Below are 14993 nucleotides of genomic sequence, written 5' to 3'. Positions count from 1 at the left end.
CGGCCGTCCGCTCAGACCGGCGGCTCGAAACCGCTGGCCCAGTACCGCCCGTGCAGCGCCAGATCGAGCAGCATGCGCACAACCTCCTCGGCGGGCAGGGACGGCGATTCCTGCTCGACCCACCAGCGCAGTACGGCGATCTGCTCGCCCACCCACACCCGGGCGAGCAGATCGGGGTCGATGCGCGGCTGGACTGCGTTGCGTTCCGCACGGGCACGGAACTCCTCCGCGGTCGCCTCGGCGCAGGCGTCCGTGAACATCTGCAGCGGTTTGCCGTCACCGTCACCCCGCAGCACGATCCGATACAGGTCGCGCTCCTCGCGCGCGTGCCGCAGCATCTCCAGGACCGGCTTGCCCGTGAAGCCGATCACGCTGTCCGCGACGGCGGGGGCGAGCCGCTCGCCGAGCTCGTCCAGGAGGTCGCCCGTCACCCGGGCGAACAGGTCCTCCTTGTCACGGAAGTGGGCGTAGAAGGTGGCGCGCGCCACGTCCGCCCGCTCGGTGATGTCCTCGACGGTCAGCGCGGTGAATCCGCGCTCCAGGACCAACTCGACCAAAGCCGCCCCCAGGGCGCGGCGTGACCGTCTCGTCCGTCTGTCCTCGGCCATCGGGCCCCTCCTCGATCACTGCTCGGCGTGTGCGCCCAGTCTAGAGACTCTTGACACCCGACATTTTATTGAACAAGCTGTCTGTAATTGAGTAGTCTGTTCAATACCTCTGCGGGGTAGGCCGCTGTGCCGCCCCGGCGTTTCCGCCCCCTTCCGCTCGGAAGCAGGTCACTTGATGAACCTCGGCACCTATCTGTCGCGCAGCGCCCGCTACTGGCCCCAGGCCCCCGCCCTCGTGTGCGGCGACCGGTCATGGACCTTCTCCGAACTCGACCGCGCGACCGACTGTCTCGCCTCCGCCCTGTCCGCCCGGGGGCTGCACCCCGGCGACGCCGTGGCGTCGCTCGCATGGAACCGCGGAGAGCTCGTCGAGATCGAATTCGCCCTGTACAAGGCGGGATTGACGCGTGCTCCCATCAACGCCCGGCTCGGGCGGGGCGAGATCGAGCACATCCTGCGCTACGCACCCGTGCGGGCCCTGGTCTTCGACGCGGCGCACCGCGAGGACGCCCTGGCCGCGATCGCCGCGGCGGGCACCGCCTGCCTGCCCGTCCCGCTCGACGCCCCGCACGGGGCGGGCCCGGGCGAGGTGTCCTACGACGCGCTGTTCGCCGAGGGCGACGAGGCACCGTTCCTCTTCGAGGTCGACGAGTCGGAGCCGTGTGTCCTGAACTTCACCTCCGGCTCCACCGGGGCCCTGAAGGCGGCGGTCCAGACGGTCGGCAACCGTCTCGCGAACATGCGCAAGCTGCTGATGGCCGACGAGTCCCGGCCCCGCCCCGGGACCCGCTATCTGGCCTGCGGGCCCATCACCCACGCCACCGGCATGGGCCTGCTGGCCGGCGTGTTCGGCGGCTCCACGACGTACGTCCTACCCGCCTGGAGCCCGCAGAGCTTCCTGGAGACCGTGGAGAAGGAACGCATCACCTCCACCTTCCTCGTACCCGCCATGGTCAACATGGTCCTCGCCCACCCGGAGGCCCTACGGTACGACCTCTCCTCCCTGACGAGCGTGCGGATCGGCGGCGCGCCCATATCCCCCCAACGCCTGCGCGACAGCGTCGCGTTCTTCGGGCCCGTCGTCGCCCAGGGCTACGGCCTCGGCGAGACCACCAGCGTGGTCGCGGGCCTGAGCAGCGACGAGATCGCCCACGCGGTGACGGAGGACGCCGAACTGCTCCAGTCGTGCGGGCGCGCCTCGTACGACACCGAGATACGGGTCGTGGACGAGGCGGGCCGGGAGCTCAGTCCGCGTGAGGTGGGCGAGGTGATCGTGCGCGGTCCCGACTGCGTGCGCGAGTACTGGAAGGAGCCCGGCCTGTCCGCCGAGACCTTCCGCGACGGCTGGGTGCGCACCGGCGACCTCGCCTGGATGCGGGAGGACGGCTACCTGTTCCTCGTCGACCGCAAGAAGGACATGATCATCTCCGGCGGCTTCAACATCTACTGCACCGAGGTCGAGGCAGCCCTGTACGAGCACCCCGCCGTGCGGGAAGCCTGCGTGGTCGGCGTGCCCGACGAGCAGTGGGGCGAGGCCATCAAGGCGGTCGTCGTCACCCACGCCGGTACGACCGTCACGGCCGACGAGCTGATCGCCTTCTGCTCGGACCGGCTGGACCGCTTCAAGAAGCCCCGCTCCGTCGACTTCGTGACCGAACTCCCCCACAACCGCAACGGCAAGCTCGACCGCAAGGCCGTCCGCGAACCGCACTGGGCGAACGCCGCCCGCCGCGTCAACTGACCCGTCTCCCCCGGAGCTCCTCGTGACCTTCTCCCTGCGCCCCACTTACGACGACCCGCGCACCGCCGAACTCGTCAACCGCCTGCGCGACTACCTCGACGACGAACTCGCCGACTACGAACGAGAGCGCGGCATCACCCCTGCCACCCGGCTCACCCGCGCCGACCTCGAACCGGTCTGGCGCCGCAGCCGCGAACTCGGCTTCTACGGCATCCACCTGCCCGAGGAGTACGGCGGGCAAAGCCTCACCTACACCCAACTCGCCGCACTGAAGGAGGAGATCGGGGCCAGCGGGCGCGTGCTCGCCCACAGCGTGCTGGGCGACATGGGCGGACCGCTGCGCGCCGGCGACATCCTGAAGCACGCCACCCCGCACCAACTCGACACATACCTTCTGCCGTTGATCCGCGGCGAGCGGGCCTGCTGCTTCTCCCTCACCGAGACCGACGCCGGCTCGGACGTCCGCTCCATGCGGACCGTGGCCGTACGCGACGGCGACGGCTACCGGCTGACCGGTCACAAGGTGTTCTCCTCCGCCGGCCCCTTCGCCGACTTCGCGATCGTGGTCGCCCGCATGACCGGAACCGGTGAACAGGAGGGCGACAAGCCGCGGTACTCCGCGTTCCTCGTGGACCTGGACAGCCCCGGCTGCCGAGTCGAGGACGGGGCGACCCCCATGTCGGGCGAGCACATCGAGAGCGACATCGTCCTGGACGACTGCTACGTCCCCGCCGCGAACCTCCTCGGCGAGGAGGGCAAGGGCATGCGCATCGCGCTGGGCCGGGTGGCCAACAACCGGCTGCTGCACTGCCCCACCGTCCTCGGCGCCACCCGCCGCGCCATCACCCTGACACTGGACCGCACCCGCACACGCAAGGTCGCCGGCGGACAGCCCCTGCTGATGATGCAAGCTATCCAGCACAAGGTCGCCGACATGGCCACCGACTTCTACGCCGCCCGCTCCATGACCTACGCCGCGCTGGCGGCCCTGGACGCGGGCCGCGAGGCGCACACCGAAGCCTTCATGTGCAAGCTGCTCGTCGCCGAGTCCGCCTTCCGCATCCTCGACGAAGCCGTGCAGATCCACGGCAAGGAAGGGCTCACCCAGGGCAACGAGATCGAGTACCTCTTCCGCAAGATCCGCATGTTCCGCATCCTCACCGGCACATCCGAGATCCAGCGCAACGGCATCGCCAAGCTCCTGGCCTTCAACCACTGATCCGTACCGTCCGGAAAGCATCCTCCGGTATGACCGCCTCATGCCCGCCCTGGTCAGCCCTCACCGACAAGCGCGCCCTCGACCTCTCCCGCATCCTCCCCGGCCCGTACGCCACGTCGATGCTGGCCGACCCCGGCGCGGACGTCATCAAGGTCGAGGACCCCACCGGCGGCGATCCGCTGCGCATCGCACCACCTCTGTTCGACGCGCTCAACCGCAACAAGCGCTCCTGCGCACCGATCAGGGCCGGGATGCCTTCCTGCGGCTCGCCCTCACCGCCGACGCCTGTGGTCGAGAGCTTCCGCCCCGGAGCCTCGACCGGCGCGACCTCGGCTTCGACACCCTGCATGCGAGGAACCCTCTCCTGGTCCTGTGCTCTCACCGGCTACGGACAGACCGGTCCGTACGCCGTCAAACCCGGCCACGAACTCAACTTCCTCGGCCTCTCCGGCTGTCCCCGGCCGCCTCGACGGACCCCAGGCCCGCTTCCCCGTCGTCTTCGGCGCCGGCCACGAAACCTTCCGCCGCCCGGCTCCCGCCGTCGGCGAACACACTCAGGACCTCATCGACGAACTCTCGGCGTAGGTCTACATCAGGCGCAACGTTCCACATGGGTCACAGGCCGTCGTGTCGCCGGTGCAGGACAAGCCCGATGGTAACGAAGGCCACACCCAGCCCGACTTCTGTGAAGCGGAGGACCGTGAGATCCCGTACGAAGAGGTCGGGCGCGGCTGGGAGCTGCCCGACGGGCGGCTGGTGCCGCTGAGCGATCAGGATCTGGCGCGTCTGCCGCTTGCGACCAGGCACGTGGTGGAGGTGCTCGGCTTCGTGCCGGGGCAGGACATCGATCCGATCTCGTACAGCAGGCCGTACTACGTCGGCCCCAGCGGCCCGGCGGCCGACCGGCCCTATGCGCGGCTCGTCGAAGCGCTCGCCCGCACGGGGCAGGTCGGCGTGTGCAAGGTCGCCGTCCGCTCCCGGGAACGGATCGCACTGCTGCGGCCACGCCACTGCGTGCCATTCCTCCAGACGCTGCTCTGGCAGGACGAACTGCGCGATCCGGGAAACCTCGCCCCGTCCGCACCGGCCACCGACCGGGAACTGGAGCTCGCCGAGGTACTGACGCGCGAATGCACGGGTGTCGAGGCCGACCAGATGCGGGACGAGTACCAGCACGCGCTCGAGCAGCTGGTCGAGACGAAGGTGACCGGCGGCGAGCTGGCCACGCCGCCCGAGCCCGGGCCGGCGGTGGACTTGATGGCCTCGCTTCAGGAGTCGGTACGAGCCGCACGCGCGCACCCGAGCGGCTGAGTGGCGGGCCGGGCGGCCCGTCGATACTGCCGACAGTGCGGTGATCCTTCGCCAGCCGGGGTCGTTGGCGGGGGGTGTTGTTCCTGAGCACAAACAGCAGTGACCGGCCGGGGGCCTCTCGCGCGGCAGAAGCCACGCAGGCCGACCACCGGCCGGTGCCTGTGTTGGGAACTACCGGTACGCCGGGTCGAAGTCCGGCTTGCCCGGGGCGCATGCGTGCTCGCCCTGCTCCTTGAGCTGGCGGGCCTGGTCCTTCAGACGCTGACGCTCCTGCGGGTCCGTGGCGCGCTCCGCGGCCTGTTCCAGGTCCTGGGCTCGGGCACGGGTCTGCTGGGTACGCTCGCCTGCAGCGCTCATGATCACTCCTGGGTGACGGGGAAGAGCGGGCCACATCAGCGAAACAGGCCCTGCCACCCTCTGCATCTCGATCAACTACCCACTGTTATCTATGCAGTTGGAAAGCCCTCGCGGACCGGCTTGCATACCGGATCCTGCTCACGTGGCGGGGTGCCGCGCCCAGTGGCGCCGGTCCCACGGGACCGGATACGAGACGGTCGGCGTCGGCCGGGGCCGCGGCCTGTCCCAGTCCGGGAACTTCACCGGATACACCGCGGTCGACCTGGGCCGAGGCACATTCGATCCGGTTCGTGCTGCCCGTGAAGCTGTTCTCAGCGGCCGACGAGCAGCAGGTCCGGCTTCGGGAGATCCATGCCGCGGACAGCGGCAGGGTGCAGCACCGGCGGTTCTGTGAAGCCGAGGACCGTGAGATCCCGTACGAAGAGGTCGGGCGTGGCTAGGAGTTGCCCGAGGGGCGGCTGGTGCCGCTGAGCGATCAGGATCTGGCGCGTCTGCCGCTTGCGACCAGGCACGTGGTGGAGGTGCTCGGCTTCGTGCCGAGGCAGGACATCGACCCGATCTAGTACAGCAGGCCGCACTATGTCGGCCCTGGCGGCCCGCCGGGCGAGCGGCCGTGCGCGCTGCTCGCCGAAGCTCGCCCGCACGGGGCAGGCCGGTGTGTGCAAGGTCGCCGTCCGCTCCCGGGAACGGATCGCAATGGTGTCGATGGCCTTGGGCGGCAGGTCAAATCCAGCGGGCCGGCAGCCGCCTCCACTATTCGCTGGGGTCGAGGGGCGTGATGCCGGTGTCCGCGTACAGCTCTGTCTGGAGGGACAGCACGGTGACCGGGGTTCCGGCGAGTCCGGCCTCCCAGGCAATCGCCGCCGGGTGCGCAGCGGCAAGGTAGGTGCGCGGCCAGGCCGCGGCCTGCAGTGCGTGCTCGGTGGTCAGCGGCAGATGCTCGACATGGCGGAGCCGGGAGGCGTGGACGCCGGCGCCCGGGCGGGCCACCTCTGCGGCCCACACACACGCGGCCGGCACCACGATGTGTCCGCGTTGGTGGCTGGCCTCGATGTAGAGGCCGGTGAAGAACTCGTCCGCGTCGTACAGGGCGACGAGCGCTGTGTGGTCCAGGACGGCGGTTTCGGTGCGGTCGCTCACGCGGCGCGGCCGCTGCTGTGGCCGGCCGCCCGGTGGGCACGGATCTTCTCCCAGGCCGAGGCCCCGGTCGCCTTCACCTTCGGGGTGTACTCGACGCCTAGCTCGCGGGCCGCGTCCTGGGCTTGCTGCTCGCGCTCGGCCTCGGTCGGCTCCCGCTCGGCGAGCTCCGCCAGCAGCGCGGTCAGGGTCATGTGGCGCTCGTCTGCCAGGACCTTGAGCCGGTCGCGGACGGCTTCCGTGGTCTTGATGCTGGTCGTCGCTTTCGCCTCACTCATGCACCGATTCTACCGCCGGTAGAATCGGGTGTCAGGAGAATCTTCCCGGCATCGCAGATCACCTGCGACGGCTCCGGGAGCGGAGGCCTAATGGTTCAGACCCGGGGCCGCCACGGCGAGACGTGCCCGCACTGCGGGCAGCGATCCGGACGGGCCATTGATCACCCACTGCAGCCGCACGTCATGTCGCTCGAAGTGGACGAAGTCAGCCGCCCGCCGGCGCCCCGCCGTTCATGAGCTGGGCTTACTGCGGGTGGCACCGCCGCGCCCGCGCAGCGTGGCGCCTGCCTCGGTGAGGATGCGGTGGACGAAGCCGTACGAGCGTTTGGTGCTGTCGGCGATGCTCCGGATCGAGGCGCCGCCTTCGTATGCGGCCTTCAGTTCGGCGGCGAGCTGGTCGCGTGCCGCACCGGTGATCCGCTTGCCCTTGTCCATGACCATCCCCTCACGGTTCGAAGGACGATCATCGCGCACCTGACGGCCGCCCGTCAGGGAATCAGCCGGGTTCGACCGCCGGCCCGTTCGCATCACATGCGGGCGCACGCAGGCGAGAGGTGACTGCGGACCGGGAGGCGGCGCCGAGACGGAACTCTCACGGCCCAGGCGCGGGTGCGTCGTCAGGACGTCCGGGGCACGGCACGGGCCAGCGGCTCGAGGTCGCCCATACAGGGCAGCGTGCAGGGCGGCAGCCAGTTCACGGGCCCGTCCTTCGCTGTCCACGTCGTGCAGGACAAAGTCGACGGGGCCCGCGGAGGAGTCGGGGCGGATCTCCCGGGAGCGAATGAGGAGGCCGACGGCCTCTCGCACGGCGTGTAGACGGTGGTGGTGACGGTGTGCTCGGGCGCGGTGAGCGCGTCGGCCTTGACCGTCCACAGCGGGCCCTGTTGCTCGACCGCGATGAACACGACGCGCTGCTCCTTGGCCGCCTTGCACGCGGCCTCGAACGCGTCCAGCCCGGTCGCGTCCGGGATCTGGTCGGCGGGGCAAGGCGTCGGCAGCGGTGCTATGACAAGCGTCCTCCCAGCAGACAGACAACGGCGCTGTGCGGTGACGCGGAGCGTGTCCCCGTAGCCAGGTGTTGCCCGGCGTTGACAATGCCGACGAAGGCGGCGTTCACGGTCCCGACGGGGTGTGACGGCGACGCCCCGCCGGTGGGTGTTCCGGCGGGGCAGTCGTCGGCGAGGTGTCGTTTTCGTCGGCAAGGTGCCGGTAGTTCAGGCTCCGTGGACAGGTGGCAACGCCTCAATGAAGCGATTGAAGAGCGCGAGGTCGTACCGGTCATTTCGCGTCGGATGCCAGGGTTCCCCAACGCCCTCGGCCGGCAGATTCCAGCGGACAGTGCCCGGCCTGACCCGGTCGAGAGTTTCGTACCATTCCCGCAGCGGCTCGGCCAGCCGGATGTGCCGCTCGAAGTTCCGGCGCCGCCGGGTCGTGTCCGCCTCCCGGCGCCGGGTCAGCTCGGCCAGTGAAGGCAGTGACACCAGTACTAGGTCGGCGAAGCCCACCCGGCGGCGGGCGACAGCCTCGCGGTTGGCCACCACCTCATGGCGCCACCGCCGTGAGTCGGACGCTCCGACGCGGGCCAGCGACCAGCCGTAGTGCAGCTTCAGCGGATCGTCATCGCACACCGCTAGCCCGGACACCCGCTCGCGGCGCACCGCAGCGTCCCAGCGAGCGCAATTGGCCTCGCACCAGAAGTTCGCCTGCACGACCGGATCGCCGTCGTCCGGCTCCCGTCCTGTCGGCGCATATTCCGGAATCGTGTCACTCGGATGGTGCCGTCGGCACCAGGTCGTTTTGCCTGCCGCGCTTGGGCCCGTCACCACCACAATCACACGCTGAGTGTGCCAACTGAATTCAGTCAGCGCGAGATCCGCCCCGCCACGGTGAACGTTCCCCGGGTGCTGTCCTGTGAAGTGCATCGGCACGGCACGTCCGAGCCTGGTCCGCACGCGCCGAAGCTGCAGTGAAGACCCTCCCCGTCAGCAGACCGACGAGGACTCATGAACGGTCGCGGTTGGGCGCTTCGGAAGGCGTCGTCGTGACCAGTGCTATCTCAGTGGAAGACCGCTGCATCGACGCCTTCAACGAGCTCAAAACCGACCGGTACATCACCACCATCCTGTACCGGCTCAACGACACCCTGGACTACCAGGGGAACCTGACCCACGACGAGCTCCTCAAAGCCCTGCCGTCCGAGCCACGCCTCGTGGCCTACGAACTCTGCTTCGCCGACCGGAGCGGCAGTCGCCGAGAGGCCATTGTCCTGATCTCCTGGTCGCCCCAAGGTGTCAGTCCCGAGCTGGGAGCAGCGCACGCCGCGGTGTACGTCGCCCTCAGAGATCAGCTGGACGGCATCGACCTCTCCGTCGAAGCCAGGAGTCGGTCCGACCTGGAGTACAACCGGCTCGTCCGTGCCGCCCGGCCGTAGCCTGCAGGCCGCGATTGTTCGCCATGAGCAGGTCAAGCTGGAGCGAGGTCGCCAGGGCTGAGCTACCAGACACACGGCGACGCCTGACATCCAAAGCGGTGGCCGGCTCGGGGCGTTCACGTATTCCCCTAGCTACTACGCCAGAGCCGACAGGATCGCACTGACGTCCTTGCGGCGTTCCTCGGCGCCCGCGCGTTGCTGGCGTGAACCATGTCTGCTGGCATGGCGGTCAAGGGCTCCCGCATGTGTTGTTGTCGGGCCCGCGCCTGCCCTGATGATCCCCGATGTTGTGGTTCGGGTTCCCCGGGCTGGTCTTCGGGTGGACCATGCCCGGCACGAGGCGTATGCGAATGGTGGGGTCGATCCTGGTGGCGATCCTCGCGGTTGGGGGGTGCGGCCGGCTGTAGCGGAGACGACTCGAGCGGGAAGGGCAGGAAGCCTTCCGTGTCGGCTACCAAGCCGAAGCCGGTGGCGCCTCGGGATGCGCTGGCGGCCTATGAGCAGGAGACCGTGTCGGGCTGCACGGACGCAGATGACTGCCAGCAGTTCATGACGCGGAAGCTGGCGGCCGCGGTGAAGGTCCGTGAGGCGATGGAGGCGAAGGACCGGCAGACGTACGCGGAGCCGATCGGCGACGTGAAGGAGGCGGAGCGCCAAGCCGACCACTTTGGGCGGGACAGCATGGGCACGAAGGGCAATTCGCTGGCGGTATCAATGCCGTTGCAGCGGATGGTCGCCTGGTTCCGGGAGCACCCGGAGGGCTGAAGGCTCGTGGACGTGAAGCGGCCCGCCACCGGGGGTGGTCGCCGTCCCGAGCGGTCTGGATTCCACTGTGCGGTCTCAGGCTGTCTAACGCCTGCGAGGCAGCTGTGGCACGGCCCAGGGAGTCTCTTCTGAGGGGCGCGGGGACGCTTCTCTGAGATACCCCCCCGGCCGAGCATCTTGACCGACAAGTCCGATTTCTGGACTCCGGGCATGGGGAGCTGATCCGGGATCCATTGGCTGGCGCGGACACAACGGCTTCCTCGACACGGACGGTTCACCCCCACCGCGGAGAGGCGTAGCGTGCGGGCGGCGCCGGCCGGCATGTCGGCGACGACAAGGACCTCATCGTCTGAGCGTGCGGGCGCCCGTAAGACCGCCTCGTCTGACGTAACGGCCCCGGAGTCCCAGCTCAGACACCAGTCGCAAGAAGCGGAGTGATCATGCGTTCGGCGCCGTGGCGGCCCTTGCCGACGCCATCGGCTAAGCCCTCCGCAGCAGGTCGCGTTCCTCGATGGCGGATGCCTGTGACGCAGCCCCGTTACTGCTTCTCCTCCAGACGGATGGCACGCCGCAGCTCGTCGGCCGCTGTGTGACTCGCGCCCTCGCGCTGCTCCAGCATCGCCGCCGCGATGGCGTCCAGCTTGCGCTGAACCGCGTGCACGTCACGCCGTTCAGTGTTCGTCAGCAGAGCGAGCAAGAGCAGATTGACGGCCGCCAGGACCTCCCCCGCGAAGACCAGCCAGGGCAGCGGCAGGTGCGCAAGGTGTATGGCGACCACGCCGAGGACCAGGAGCACGCACAGGACAAAGAACAGCGGCGAACTGGTGACGTTCGATGCCCGCTCGGAGAAGGCGGCGAACACGTCGCGCCCGGTGCCGCCCCGCTCGGCGGGATGCTCAGTGGTCATGCAGGCCATGCTCCCTGCCCGGCACCCGCCGGTGCGGGACCCTGGCCGCACTTGCCGACGATGCGTGAGCACGACGAGCAGGTCACCACGGCGAGCATCTGGCGCGCGATCCGCTTGGTCTTCGTGTTGACGCCTTCGGTGGGGCCGTTGCTGTACGGAAGGGTGAGCCTGGCGATCACGGCGTCGAGGTCTCGGTCCAAGCCCCGGGTGAAGGCATGCAGATGAGGCAGGTCGGCTGCTCGGACTTGGGCGATCCAGCACGTGAGTGAGTGGGCGTTGTCCGCGTGAGGCGCAAGGAGCGGAGCGAAGTCCCTAATGCGTGTGGCCAGTTGGGTCATTTCGGGGCAGCTGCCGGTGAGTTTGGCCAGGAGCTCGTGTTGCTCAGTCCTGAGAGGGCGTTAAGTCCGATCTTCCTCGGTTCGTGATCGCTCGATCGTGGGACTGATCGTCGCGCGGAGCATCTGGTCGGCATGTTCATGCTGAGATGCGGGCGTGAAGAGAGATCCGTACCCGAGCGACTTAGCGGACGAGCAGTGGGCGTTGATCGAGCCGATGATCACGGCCTGGAAGCAGGACCGGGTGAAGCGGTCGGCGACCGGAGATCCGGGGTCCTGTGACCTGCGGGAGGTCGTGAACGCGATCTTCTATCAGAACCGGACGGGCTGCCAATGGCGCTACCTCCCGCATGATCTGCCGTGCTGGTCAGCGGTGTTCTACTACTTCGGCCTGTGGCGCCAGGACGGGCTTGACCAGCGCATCCAGGAACTTCTGCGCTGCCAGGTGCGGGAGAGAACGAAGCGATTAGAGGACCCGTCCCTCGTGATCATCGACACCCAGTCGGTCCGCGCGGCCACGGGTGTCCCAAGGGCACGACGGGACTGGACGCCAACAAGAAGGTGTCGGGCCGCAAGCGAGGGCTGGCCGTCGACGTTCTCGGCCTGATCATCGGCGTCGTGGTGTTAGCCGCCTCCGTTCACGACAACGCCGCCGGCACCGCCCTGCTCGACCAGGTGGCCGAGCGGTGCGGCAACCGTCTGGAGAAGGCCCTGGTCGACCAGGGCTTTAAGGACGAAGTCCTCATTCACGGCGCCCTGTTGGACATCGACGTTGAGGTCGTCCGCCGCAACCCCGACGACCAGGGCAAAGGCTCCGTCCCGCAGCCGAAACGGTGGATCGCGGAGCAGGTCAACGGCACGTTGATGCTGCACCGCCGACTGGCCCGTGAGTACGACCACCGGCCCGACACCTCCGCCTCGCGCGTCTACTGGGCGTCGATTGCGAACATGACTCGCCGCCTCACCACCCCGAGTCCGGCCTGGCGCGACACCCTCGAGCTGGCCGTATGAACATCACCGAGCTCCTCGCCGATCTCCAGGACCAGCACGACAAGGCAACGGCGCAGGTCGGTGAACTACGCGACCAGATAGAGCACTTGACCGCCGCCCTGGCCGAGACCGAAGCGCGGCTCGCGGACCTGGCCACTACCCGGAAGGTCATCGCCGAACTCGCACCGGCCGGAGGAAGCGAAAGCGAACCGTCCGAGACGAACACCGCCTACCAGGCCATCGTGAACGCCTTCAACCAACACCCCGACCAGCAGTTCCGGGCCCGTGAGCTGCATGAACTCCTCGGCATGCCCACCGACGAGGCATCGGTCAATGTCACCCGCGCCCGCCTCGGACGTCTCCTCCGCCAAGGCTTCCTCGCCCAGCCCGGACGAGGCCGCTACCAGAAACGGACTTAACGCCCTCTGAGGTTGTCGGGCTTGGTCAGGAGTATCCGGGCGAGCCGGCGCGGGGAGATGTGACTGCGGTCGGCGTCCGCGCGGGCTTGGTTGATGTACTTGTGCGGCACGTTCAGGCAGCCCGTGACGCCGAGAGACTTGATCTCTTCGAAGAGGTACTTGACGGGGACGCCAGGGATCTCGGACCGACGTTTACGCAGGTGCTCACGGTATGGATCAACCAGGCTGGCAGGGTACTTGGGGACGCGGAGCATACGCTCGGGCCGGTCGGCGCGGGCATAGCGTTTGACAGTGTTCAGGGCCAGTTGCAGGCCGCGGACGCATTCGAGCAGGCCCACGCACTGGTCGAGCAGGTCGTGGATCTGTTGCCAGCGCTCCAGGGTGGTCTTGGCGCGGGGCCCGTCGTAGATGGGGCGTCCAGTACGCCGGCTCAGCAGGTGCTGTGCGCTTTGACTTCGCTCAGGGCGGCTTCGCACAGGTTGTGCCACAGATGCCATCGGTCTGCGACCTGGACCGCGTCGGGCAGTGCGCGACGGATGGCCTCCGCATAGGTCGCCGAGCCGTCGCGGCACACGACCTCGACGCCCGGATGCTCACGCAGCCACGTCTCGAGGGCCTCGGCCGTGCGGCCGGGCAGCACAACGACCCTCACGACTCTCCGTCACCACCGCAAGTGAGACAGGGCCGATCGCTACACAGACCCGGACTTGGCGTCACCATGCCCCCGGTGGCCACCGGCGGTGACTACCGCCTATCAAGAGCTGCTTGACCTTGCCGCTGGCGGCAGGGTTGCACGATGACCGGCATGAACAGCACCGCACTGCAGAGCAGCAGGATCGTCGCCATCACCGGAGCCGGAACCGGGATCGGCCGGGCCACCGCCCGCGCCTTCGCCGCTGAGGGCGCCCATGTGGTCGCGATCGGGCGGCGGGCCGAGCCCCTCAAGGAGACCGCAGCCGGGCACGACCGGATCACGCCGCTGACCGCCGACATCACCACCGAGGGCGAGCCGGATCAGATCATCCGGGCCGTGCTGGAGACACATGGCCGGCTGGACGTGCTGGTCAACAACGCAGGCATCGTCCGCAGCGGCGCCCTCGGCACGCTGACGCCGGAGATGATCACAGCTCAGCTTGCCACCAACCTCGTCGCCCCTATCCTGCTGGCCCAGGTCGCGCTGCCACTCCTGGAGAAGTCGGGCGGGGTGATCGTCAATGTCAGTACGTCGGTGGGGCAGCGGGCCTGGCCCGGCAGCTCGGTCTATGCGGCTACCAAGACCGCTCTGGAACTGCTGACCCGCAGCTGGGCGGTCGAGCTGGCACCCCGCGGGATCCGAGTGGTGGCGGTCGCCCCCGGCGCGATCGACACCCCCATCGGCGAGCACCAGGGCCTGACGCCGGAGCGAATGGCTGCAGTGCGGGAGTGGCAGCTGGCGCACACCCCACTGGCCCGGATCGGCCGCCCCGAGGAGGTGGCCTGGGCAGTCACCCAGCTTGCCGCACCAGCCGCGTCGTTCGTCACCGGAGTGGTACTCCCAGTCGACGGCGGAGCGGTCGTGGCGTGATAGGAGTAGCCCGGGAGGTGGGATGGGTGCGGATCGGTGAGCTGGCCAAGGCGACCGGGACAACCGCCCGTGCGCTGCGGCACTACGAGCAGGCCGGGCTGATCTCCTCGCAACGGGCCCCTAACGGCTACCGCATCTACGACGAGCGGGCGGTGGTGCGGGTCCGCAATATCCGCTACCTGCTGGCCGCCGGGCTCACCCTGGACGACGTGCGGGTGTTCCTGCCGTGCCTAGACGGCGATGTGGCCGCCGCACCACCCTCGGACAAGGGCCTGCGGGTCGCGTTGGAACGGCTGGCGGTCCTCAACGAACGGATCGCTGCCCAGACCGAGGCCCGCGACCGGCTGGAAGCCGCGTTGCGGCAGACAACCGATGACCGGATCCGCCCAGTGGCCTGAACTCCCTTCTCGTCGCAGAAGCCGGAGGACCCGACGGGACAACGGCAGCAGGGCGGCACGTGCCGCGCCGGCCTCGTCGAGCGCGTGAGGTAGTCGGAAAGATCATCTATCTGCGGCAGAACTACCACTTCGGACCCGAGAAGATCTCGATGTACCTCAAGCGGTACTACGACGTCGCGATCAGCAAGTCCGGCGTCTGGCGGATCCTCAACCGCCTCGACATGGGCCGCCTGCCGGCCTCACAGCGGTACAAGCGACACGACCGCCGATGGAAGCGGTACAAGAAGCAACTCCCCGGCCACCGCGTCCAGATCGACGTGAAGTTCATCGAACCCCTCGCCTCCCTGGGGCGATGCGTTCTCAAACTGTGAGTCCGAGCGTGGCGGTTGCGTGCTGGGGGGCGTGACCGGTAGTAATCGACTGCGGCGGCGATGTTGGTCCAGCCTGCTTGGCGCATGAGTCCGATAGCCAGGTTCCGCAGCGTGGCCATGGCGCGGGGTGCGGTGCCGGTGCGCACTCGCGAGGCGTCCTCG

General features: G+C 68.7%; 18 protein-coding genes and 5 pseudogenes. 12 read left to right on the top strand and 11 right to left on the bottom strand.

Features of this window, described 5'->3' with window-relative positions:
* Positions 1-11: 11 nt before the first annotated feature.
* Complete coding sequence (locus ACZ67T_RS40480; RefSeq protein WP_469991285.1) at positions 12-608, bottom strand: TetR/AcrR family transcriptional regulator; 597 nt, start codon at positions 606-608, stop codon at positions 12-14.
* A gap of 175 nt (positions 609-783) precedes the next feature.
* Here ACZ67T_RS40480 and ACZ67T_RS40475 point away from each other — a divergent pair, with 175 nt between their 5' ends.
* From ACZ67T_RS40475 to ku, 4 genes and pseudogenes are all read left to right on the top strand, one after another.
* On the top strand, positions 784-2349 hold the full coding sequence (locus ACZ67T_RS40475) for a class I adenylate-forming enzyme family protein (protein ID WP_469991283.1): 1566 nt from the start codon (positions 784-786) through the stop codon (positions 2347-2349).
* Positions 2350-2371: 22 nt separating this feature from the next.
* The gene (locus tag ACZ67T_RS40470; RefSeq protein ID WP_469991282.1) at positions 2372-3568 is read left to right on the top strand and encodes an acyl-CoA dehydrogenase family protein; all 1197 of its coding nucleotides are present in this window, start codon (positions 2372-2374) and stop codon (positions 3566-3568) included.
* Between the two features lie 29 nt (positions 3569-3597).
* Positions 3598-3890: pseudogene (locus ACZ67T_RS40465) on the top strand (CoA transferase); the annotation flags it as partial.
* Positions 3891-4204: 314 nt separating this feature from the next.
* On the top strand, positions 4205-4879 hold the full coding sequence (gene ku, locus ACZ67T_RS40460; RefSeq protein WP_469991280.1) for a non-homologous end joining protein Ku: 675 nt from the start codon (positions 4205-4207) through the stop codon (positions 4877-4879).
* 171 nt (positions 4880-5050) lie between these two features.
* Here ku and ACZ67T_RS40455 read toward each other — a convergent pair whose 3' ends face one another.
* Together ACZ67T_RS40455 and ACZ67T_RS40450 are read right to left on the bottom strand one after the other, a co-directional pair.
* Positions 5051-5236, bottom strand: coding sequence for a DUF6381 family protein (locus tag ACZ67T_RS40455; RefSeq protein WP_469991278.1), 186 nt, complete (start codon positions 5234-5236; stop codon positions 5051-5053).
* Positions 5237-5547: 311 nt separating this feature from the next.
* Complete coding sequence (locus ACZ67T_RS40450; RefSeq protein ID WP_469991352.1) at positions 5548-5748, bottom strand: hypothetical protein; 201 nt, start codon at positions 5746-5748, stop codon at positions 5548-5550.
* On the opposite strand from ACZ67T_RS40450, the gene ACZ67T_RS40445 reads away from it, so the two are divergent.
* Positions 5704-5799: a hypothetical protein gene (locus tag ACZ67T_RS40445; RefSeq protein WP_469991350.1), complete on the top strand. Its 96-nt coding sequence runs from the start codon at positions 5704-5706 to the stop codon at positions 5797-5799. The genes ACZ67T_RS40450 and ACZ67T_RS40445 overlap by 45 nt on opposite strands.
* A gap of 190 nt (positions 5800-5989) precedes the next feature.
* Here ACZ67T_RS40445 and ACZ67T_RS40440 read toward each other — a convergent pair whose 3' ends face one another.
* From ACZ67T_RS40440 to ACZ67T_RS40420, 5 genes are all read right to left on the bottom strand, one after another.
* Positions 5990-6376, bottom strand: coding sequence for a PIN domain-containing protein (locus ACZ67T_RS40440; RefSeq protein WP_469991276.1), 387 nt, complete (start codon positions 6374-6376; stop codon positions 5990-5992).
* The gene (locus tag ACZ67T_RS40435; protein WP_469991274.1) at positions 6373-6651 is read right to left on the bottom strand and encodes a hypothetical protein; all 279 of its coding nucleotides are present in this window, start codon (positions 6649-6651) and stop codon (positions 6373-6375) included. Before ACZ67T_RS40435 ends, ACZ67T_RS40440 begins: the two co-directional genes overlap by 4 nt.
* 231 nt (positions 6652-6882) lie before the next feature.
* Positions 6883-7092 carry a helix-turn-helix domain-containing protein gene (locus tag ACZ67T_RS40430; protein WP_469991273.1) on the bottom strand — a complete coding sequence of 70 codons (210 nt, stop codon included), beginning with the start codon at positions 7090-7092 and terminating at the stop codon, positions 6883-6885.
* A gap of 176 nt (positions 7093-7268) precedes the next feature.
* On the bottom strand, positions 7269-7556 hold the full coding sequence (locus tag ACZ67T_RS40425; protein WP_469991272.1) for a hypothetical protein: 288 nt from the start codon (positions 7554-7556) through the stop codon (positions 7269-7271).
* Between the two features lie 309 nt (positions 7557-7865).
* Positions 7866-8486, bottom strand: a complete 621-nt coding sequence (locus ACZ67T_RS40420) for a hypothetical protein (protein WP_469991270.1) — start codon at positions 8484-8486, stop codon at positions 7866-7868.
* Positions 8487-8692: 206 nt separating this feature from the next.
* Between ACZ67T_RS40420 and ACZ67T_RS40415 the strand changes: the two genes are divergently transcribed.
* Complete coding sequence (locus tag ACZ67T_RS40415; RefSeq protein WP_469991269.1) at positions 8693-9082, top strand: cofilin family protein; 390 nt, start codon at positions 8693-8695, stop codon at positions 9080-9082.
* Positions 9083-9526: 444 nt separating this feature from the next.
* The gene (locus ACZ67T_RS40410; RefSeq protein WP_469991267.1) at positions 9527-9847 is read left to right on the top strand and encodes a hypothetical protein; all 321 of its coding nucleotides are present in this window, start codon (positions 9527-9529) and stop codon (positions 9845-9847) included.
* A gap of 538 nt (positions 9848-10385) precedes the next feature.
* On the opposite strand, the gene ACZ67T_RS40405 is transcribed toward ACZ67T_RS40410, so the two are convergent.
* Complete coding sequence (locus ACZ67T_RS40405) at positions 10386-10754, bottom strand: hypothetical protein (RefSeq protein WP_469991265.1); 369 nt, start codon at positions 10752-10754, stop codon at positions 10386-10388.
* Positions 10751-11125: pseudogene (locus ACZ67T_RS40400) on the bottom strand (transposase); the annotation flags it as partial. The gene ACZ67T_RS40405 and the pseudogene ACZ67T_RS40400, both read right to left, overlap by 4 nt.
* Positions 11126-11246: 121 nt before the next feature.
* Here ACZ67T_RS40400 and ACZ67T_RS40395 point away from each other — a divergent pair.
* Both ACZ67T_RS40395 and ACZ67T_RS40390 read left to right on the top strand, forming a co-directional pair.
* A pseudogene (locus tag ACZ67T_RS40395) lies at positions 11247-12100 on the top strand (IS5 family transposase).
* Positions 12097-12498, top strand: a complete 402-nt coding sequence (locus ACZ67T_RS40390) for a hypothetical protein (RefSeq protein WP_469991264.1) — start codon at positions 12097-12099, stop codon at positions 12496-12498. The pseudogene ACZ67T_RS40395 and the gene ACZ67T_RS40390 overlap by 4 nt, the downstream one beginning before the upstream one ends.
* A 5-nt stretch (positions 12499-12503) precedes the next feature.
* On the opposite strand, the pseudogene ACZ67T_RS40385 reads toward ACZ67T_RS40390, so the two are convergent.
* Positions 12504-13147 (bottom strand): annotated as a pseudogene (locus tag ACZ67T_RS40385) (transposase); the annotation flags it as partial.
* Positions 13148-13294: 147 nt separating this feature from the next.
* On the opposite strand from ACZ67T_RS40385, the gene ACZ67T_RS40380 reads away from it, so the two are divergent.
* The 3 genes and pseudogenes from ACZ67T_RS40380 to ACZ67T_RS40370 form a co-directional block, all read left to right on the top strand.
* A complete protein-coding gene (locus ACZ67T_RS40380; protein WP_469991262.1) occupies positions 13295-14062 on the top strand; it encodes an SDR family NAD(P)-dependent oxidoreductase in 768 nt (255 codons plus the stop codon).
* 26 nt (positions 14063-14088) lie between these two features.
* Positions 14089-14460 carry a MerR family transcriptional regulator gene (locus tag ACZ67T_RS40375; protein ID WP_469991260.1) on the top strand — a complete coding sequence of 124 codons (372 nt, stop codon included), beginning with the start codon at positions 14089-14091 and terminating at the stop codon, positions 14458-14460.
* Positions 14461-14546: 86 nt separating this feature from the next.
* Positions 14547-14804 (top strand): annotated as a pseudogene (locus tag ACZ67T_RS40370) (IS481 family transposase); the annotation flags it as partial.
* Between the last annotated feature and the right edge of the window lie 189 nt (positions 14805-14993).

The organism is Streptomyces sp. NPDC107517, assembly GCF_055582645.1.
This window is presented reverse-complemented; position numbering and strand designations above follow the sequence as displayed.

Coding starts and splice junctions, on each gene's coding strand:
- ACZ67T_RS40405 (WP_469991265.1), bottom strand. CDS start 10,754: ATGACCACTGAGCATCCCGCCGAGCGGGGCGGCACCGGGCGCGACGTG.
- ACZ67T_RS40480 (WP_469991285.1), bottom strand. CDS start 608: ATGGCCGAGGACAGACGGACGAGACGGTCACGCCGCGCCCTGGGGGCG.
- ACZ67T_RS40380 (WP_469991262.1), top strand. CDS start 13,295: ATGACCGGCATGAACAGCACCGCACTGCAGAGCAGCAGGATCGTCGCC.
- ACZ67T_RS40455 (WP_469991278.1), bottom strand. CDS start 5,236: ATGAGCGCTGCAGGCGAGCGTACCCAGCAGACCCGTGCCCGAGCCCAG.
- ACZ67T_RS40435 (WP_469991274.1), bottom strand. CDS start 6,651: ATGAGTGAGGCGAAAGCGACGACCAGCATCAAGACCACGGAAGCCGTC.
- ACZ67T_RS40430 (WP_469991273.1), bottom strand. CDS start 7,092: ATGGTCATGGACAAGGGCAAGCGGATCACCGGTGCGGCACGCGACCAG.
- ACZ67T_RS40390 (WP_469991264.1), top strand. CDS start 12,097: ATGAACATCACCGAGCTCCTCGCCGATCTCCAGGACCAGCACGACAAG.
- ACZ67T_RS40475 (WP_469991283.1), top strand. CDS start 784: ATGAACCTCGGCACCTATCTGTCGCGCAGCGCCCGCTACTGGCCCCAG.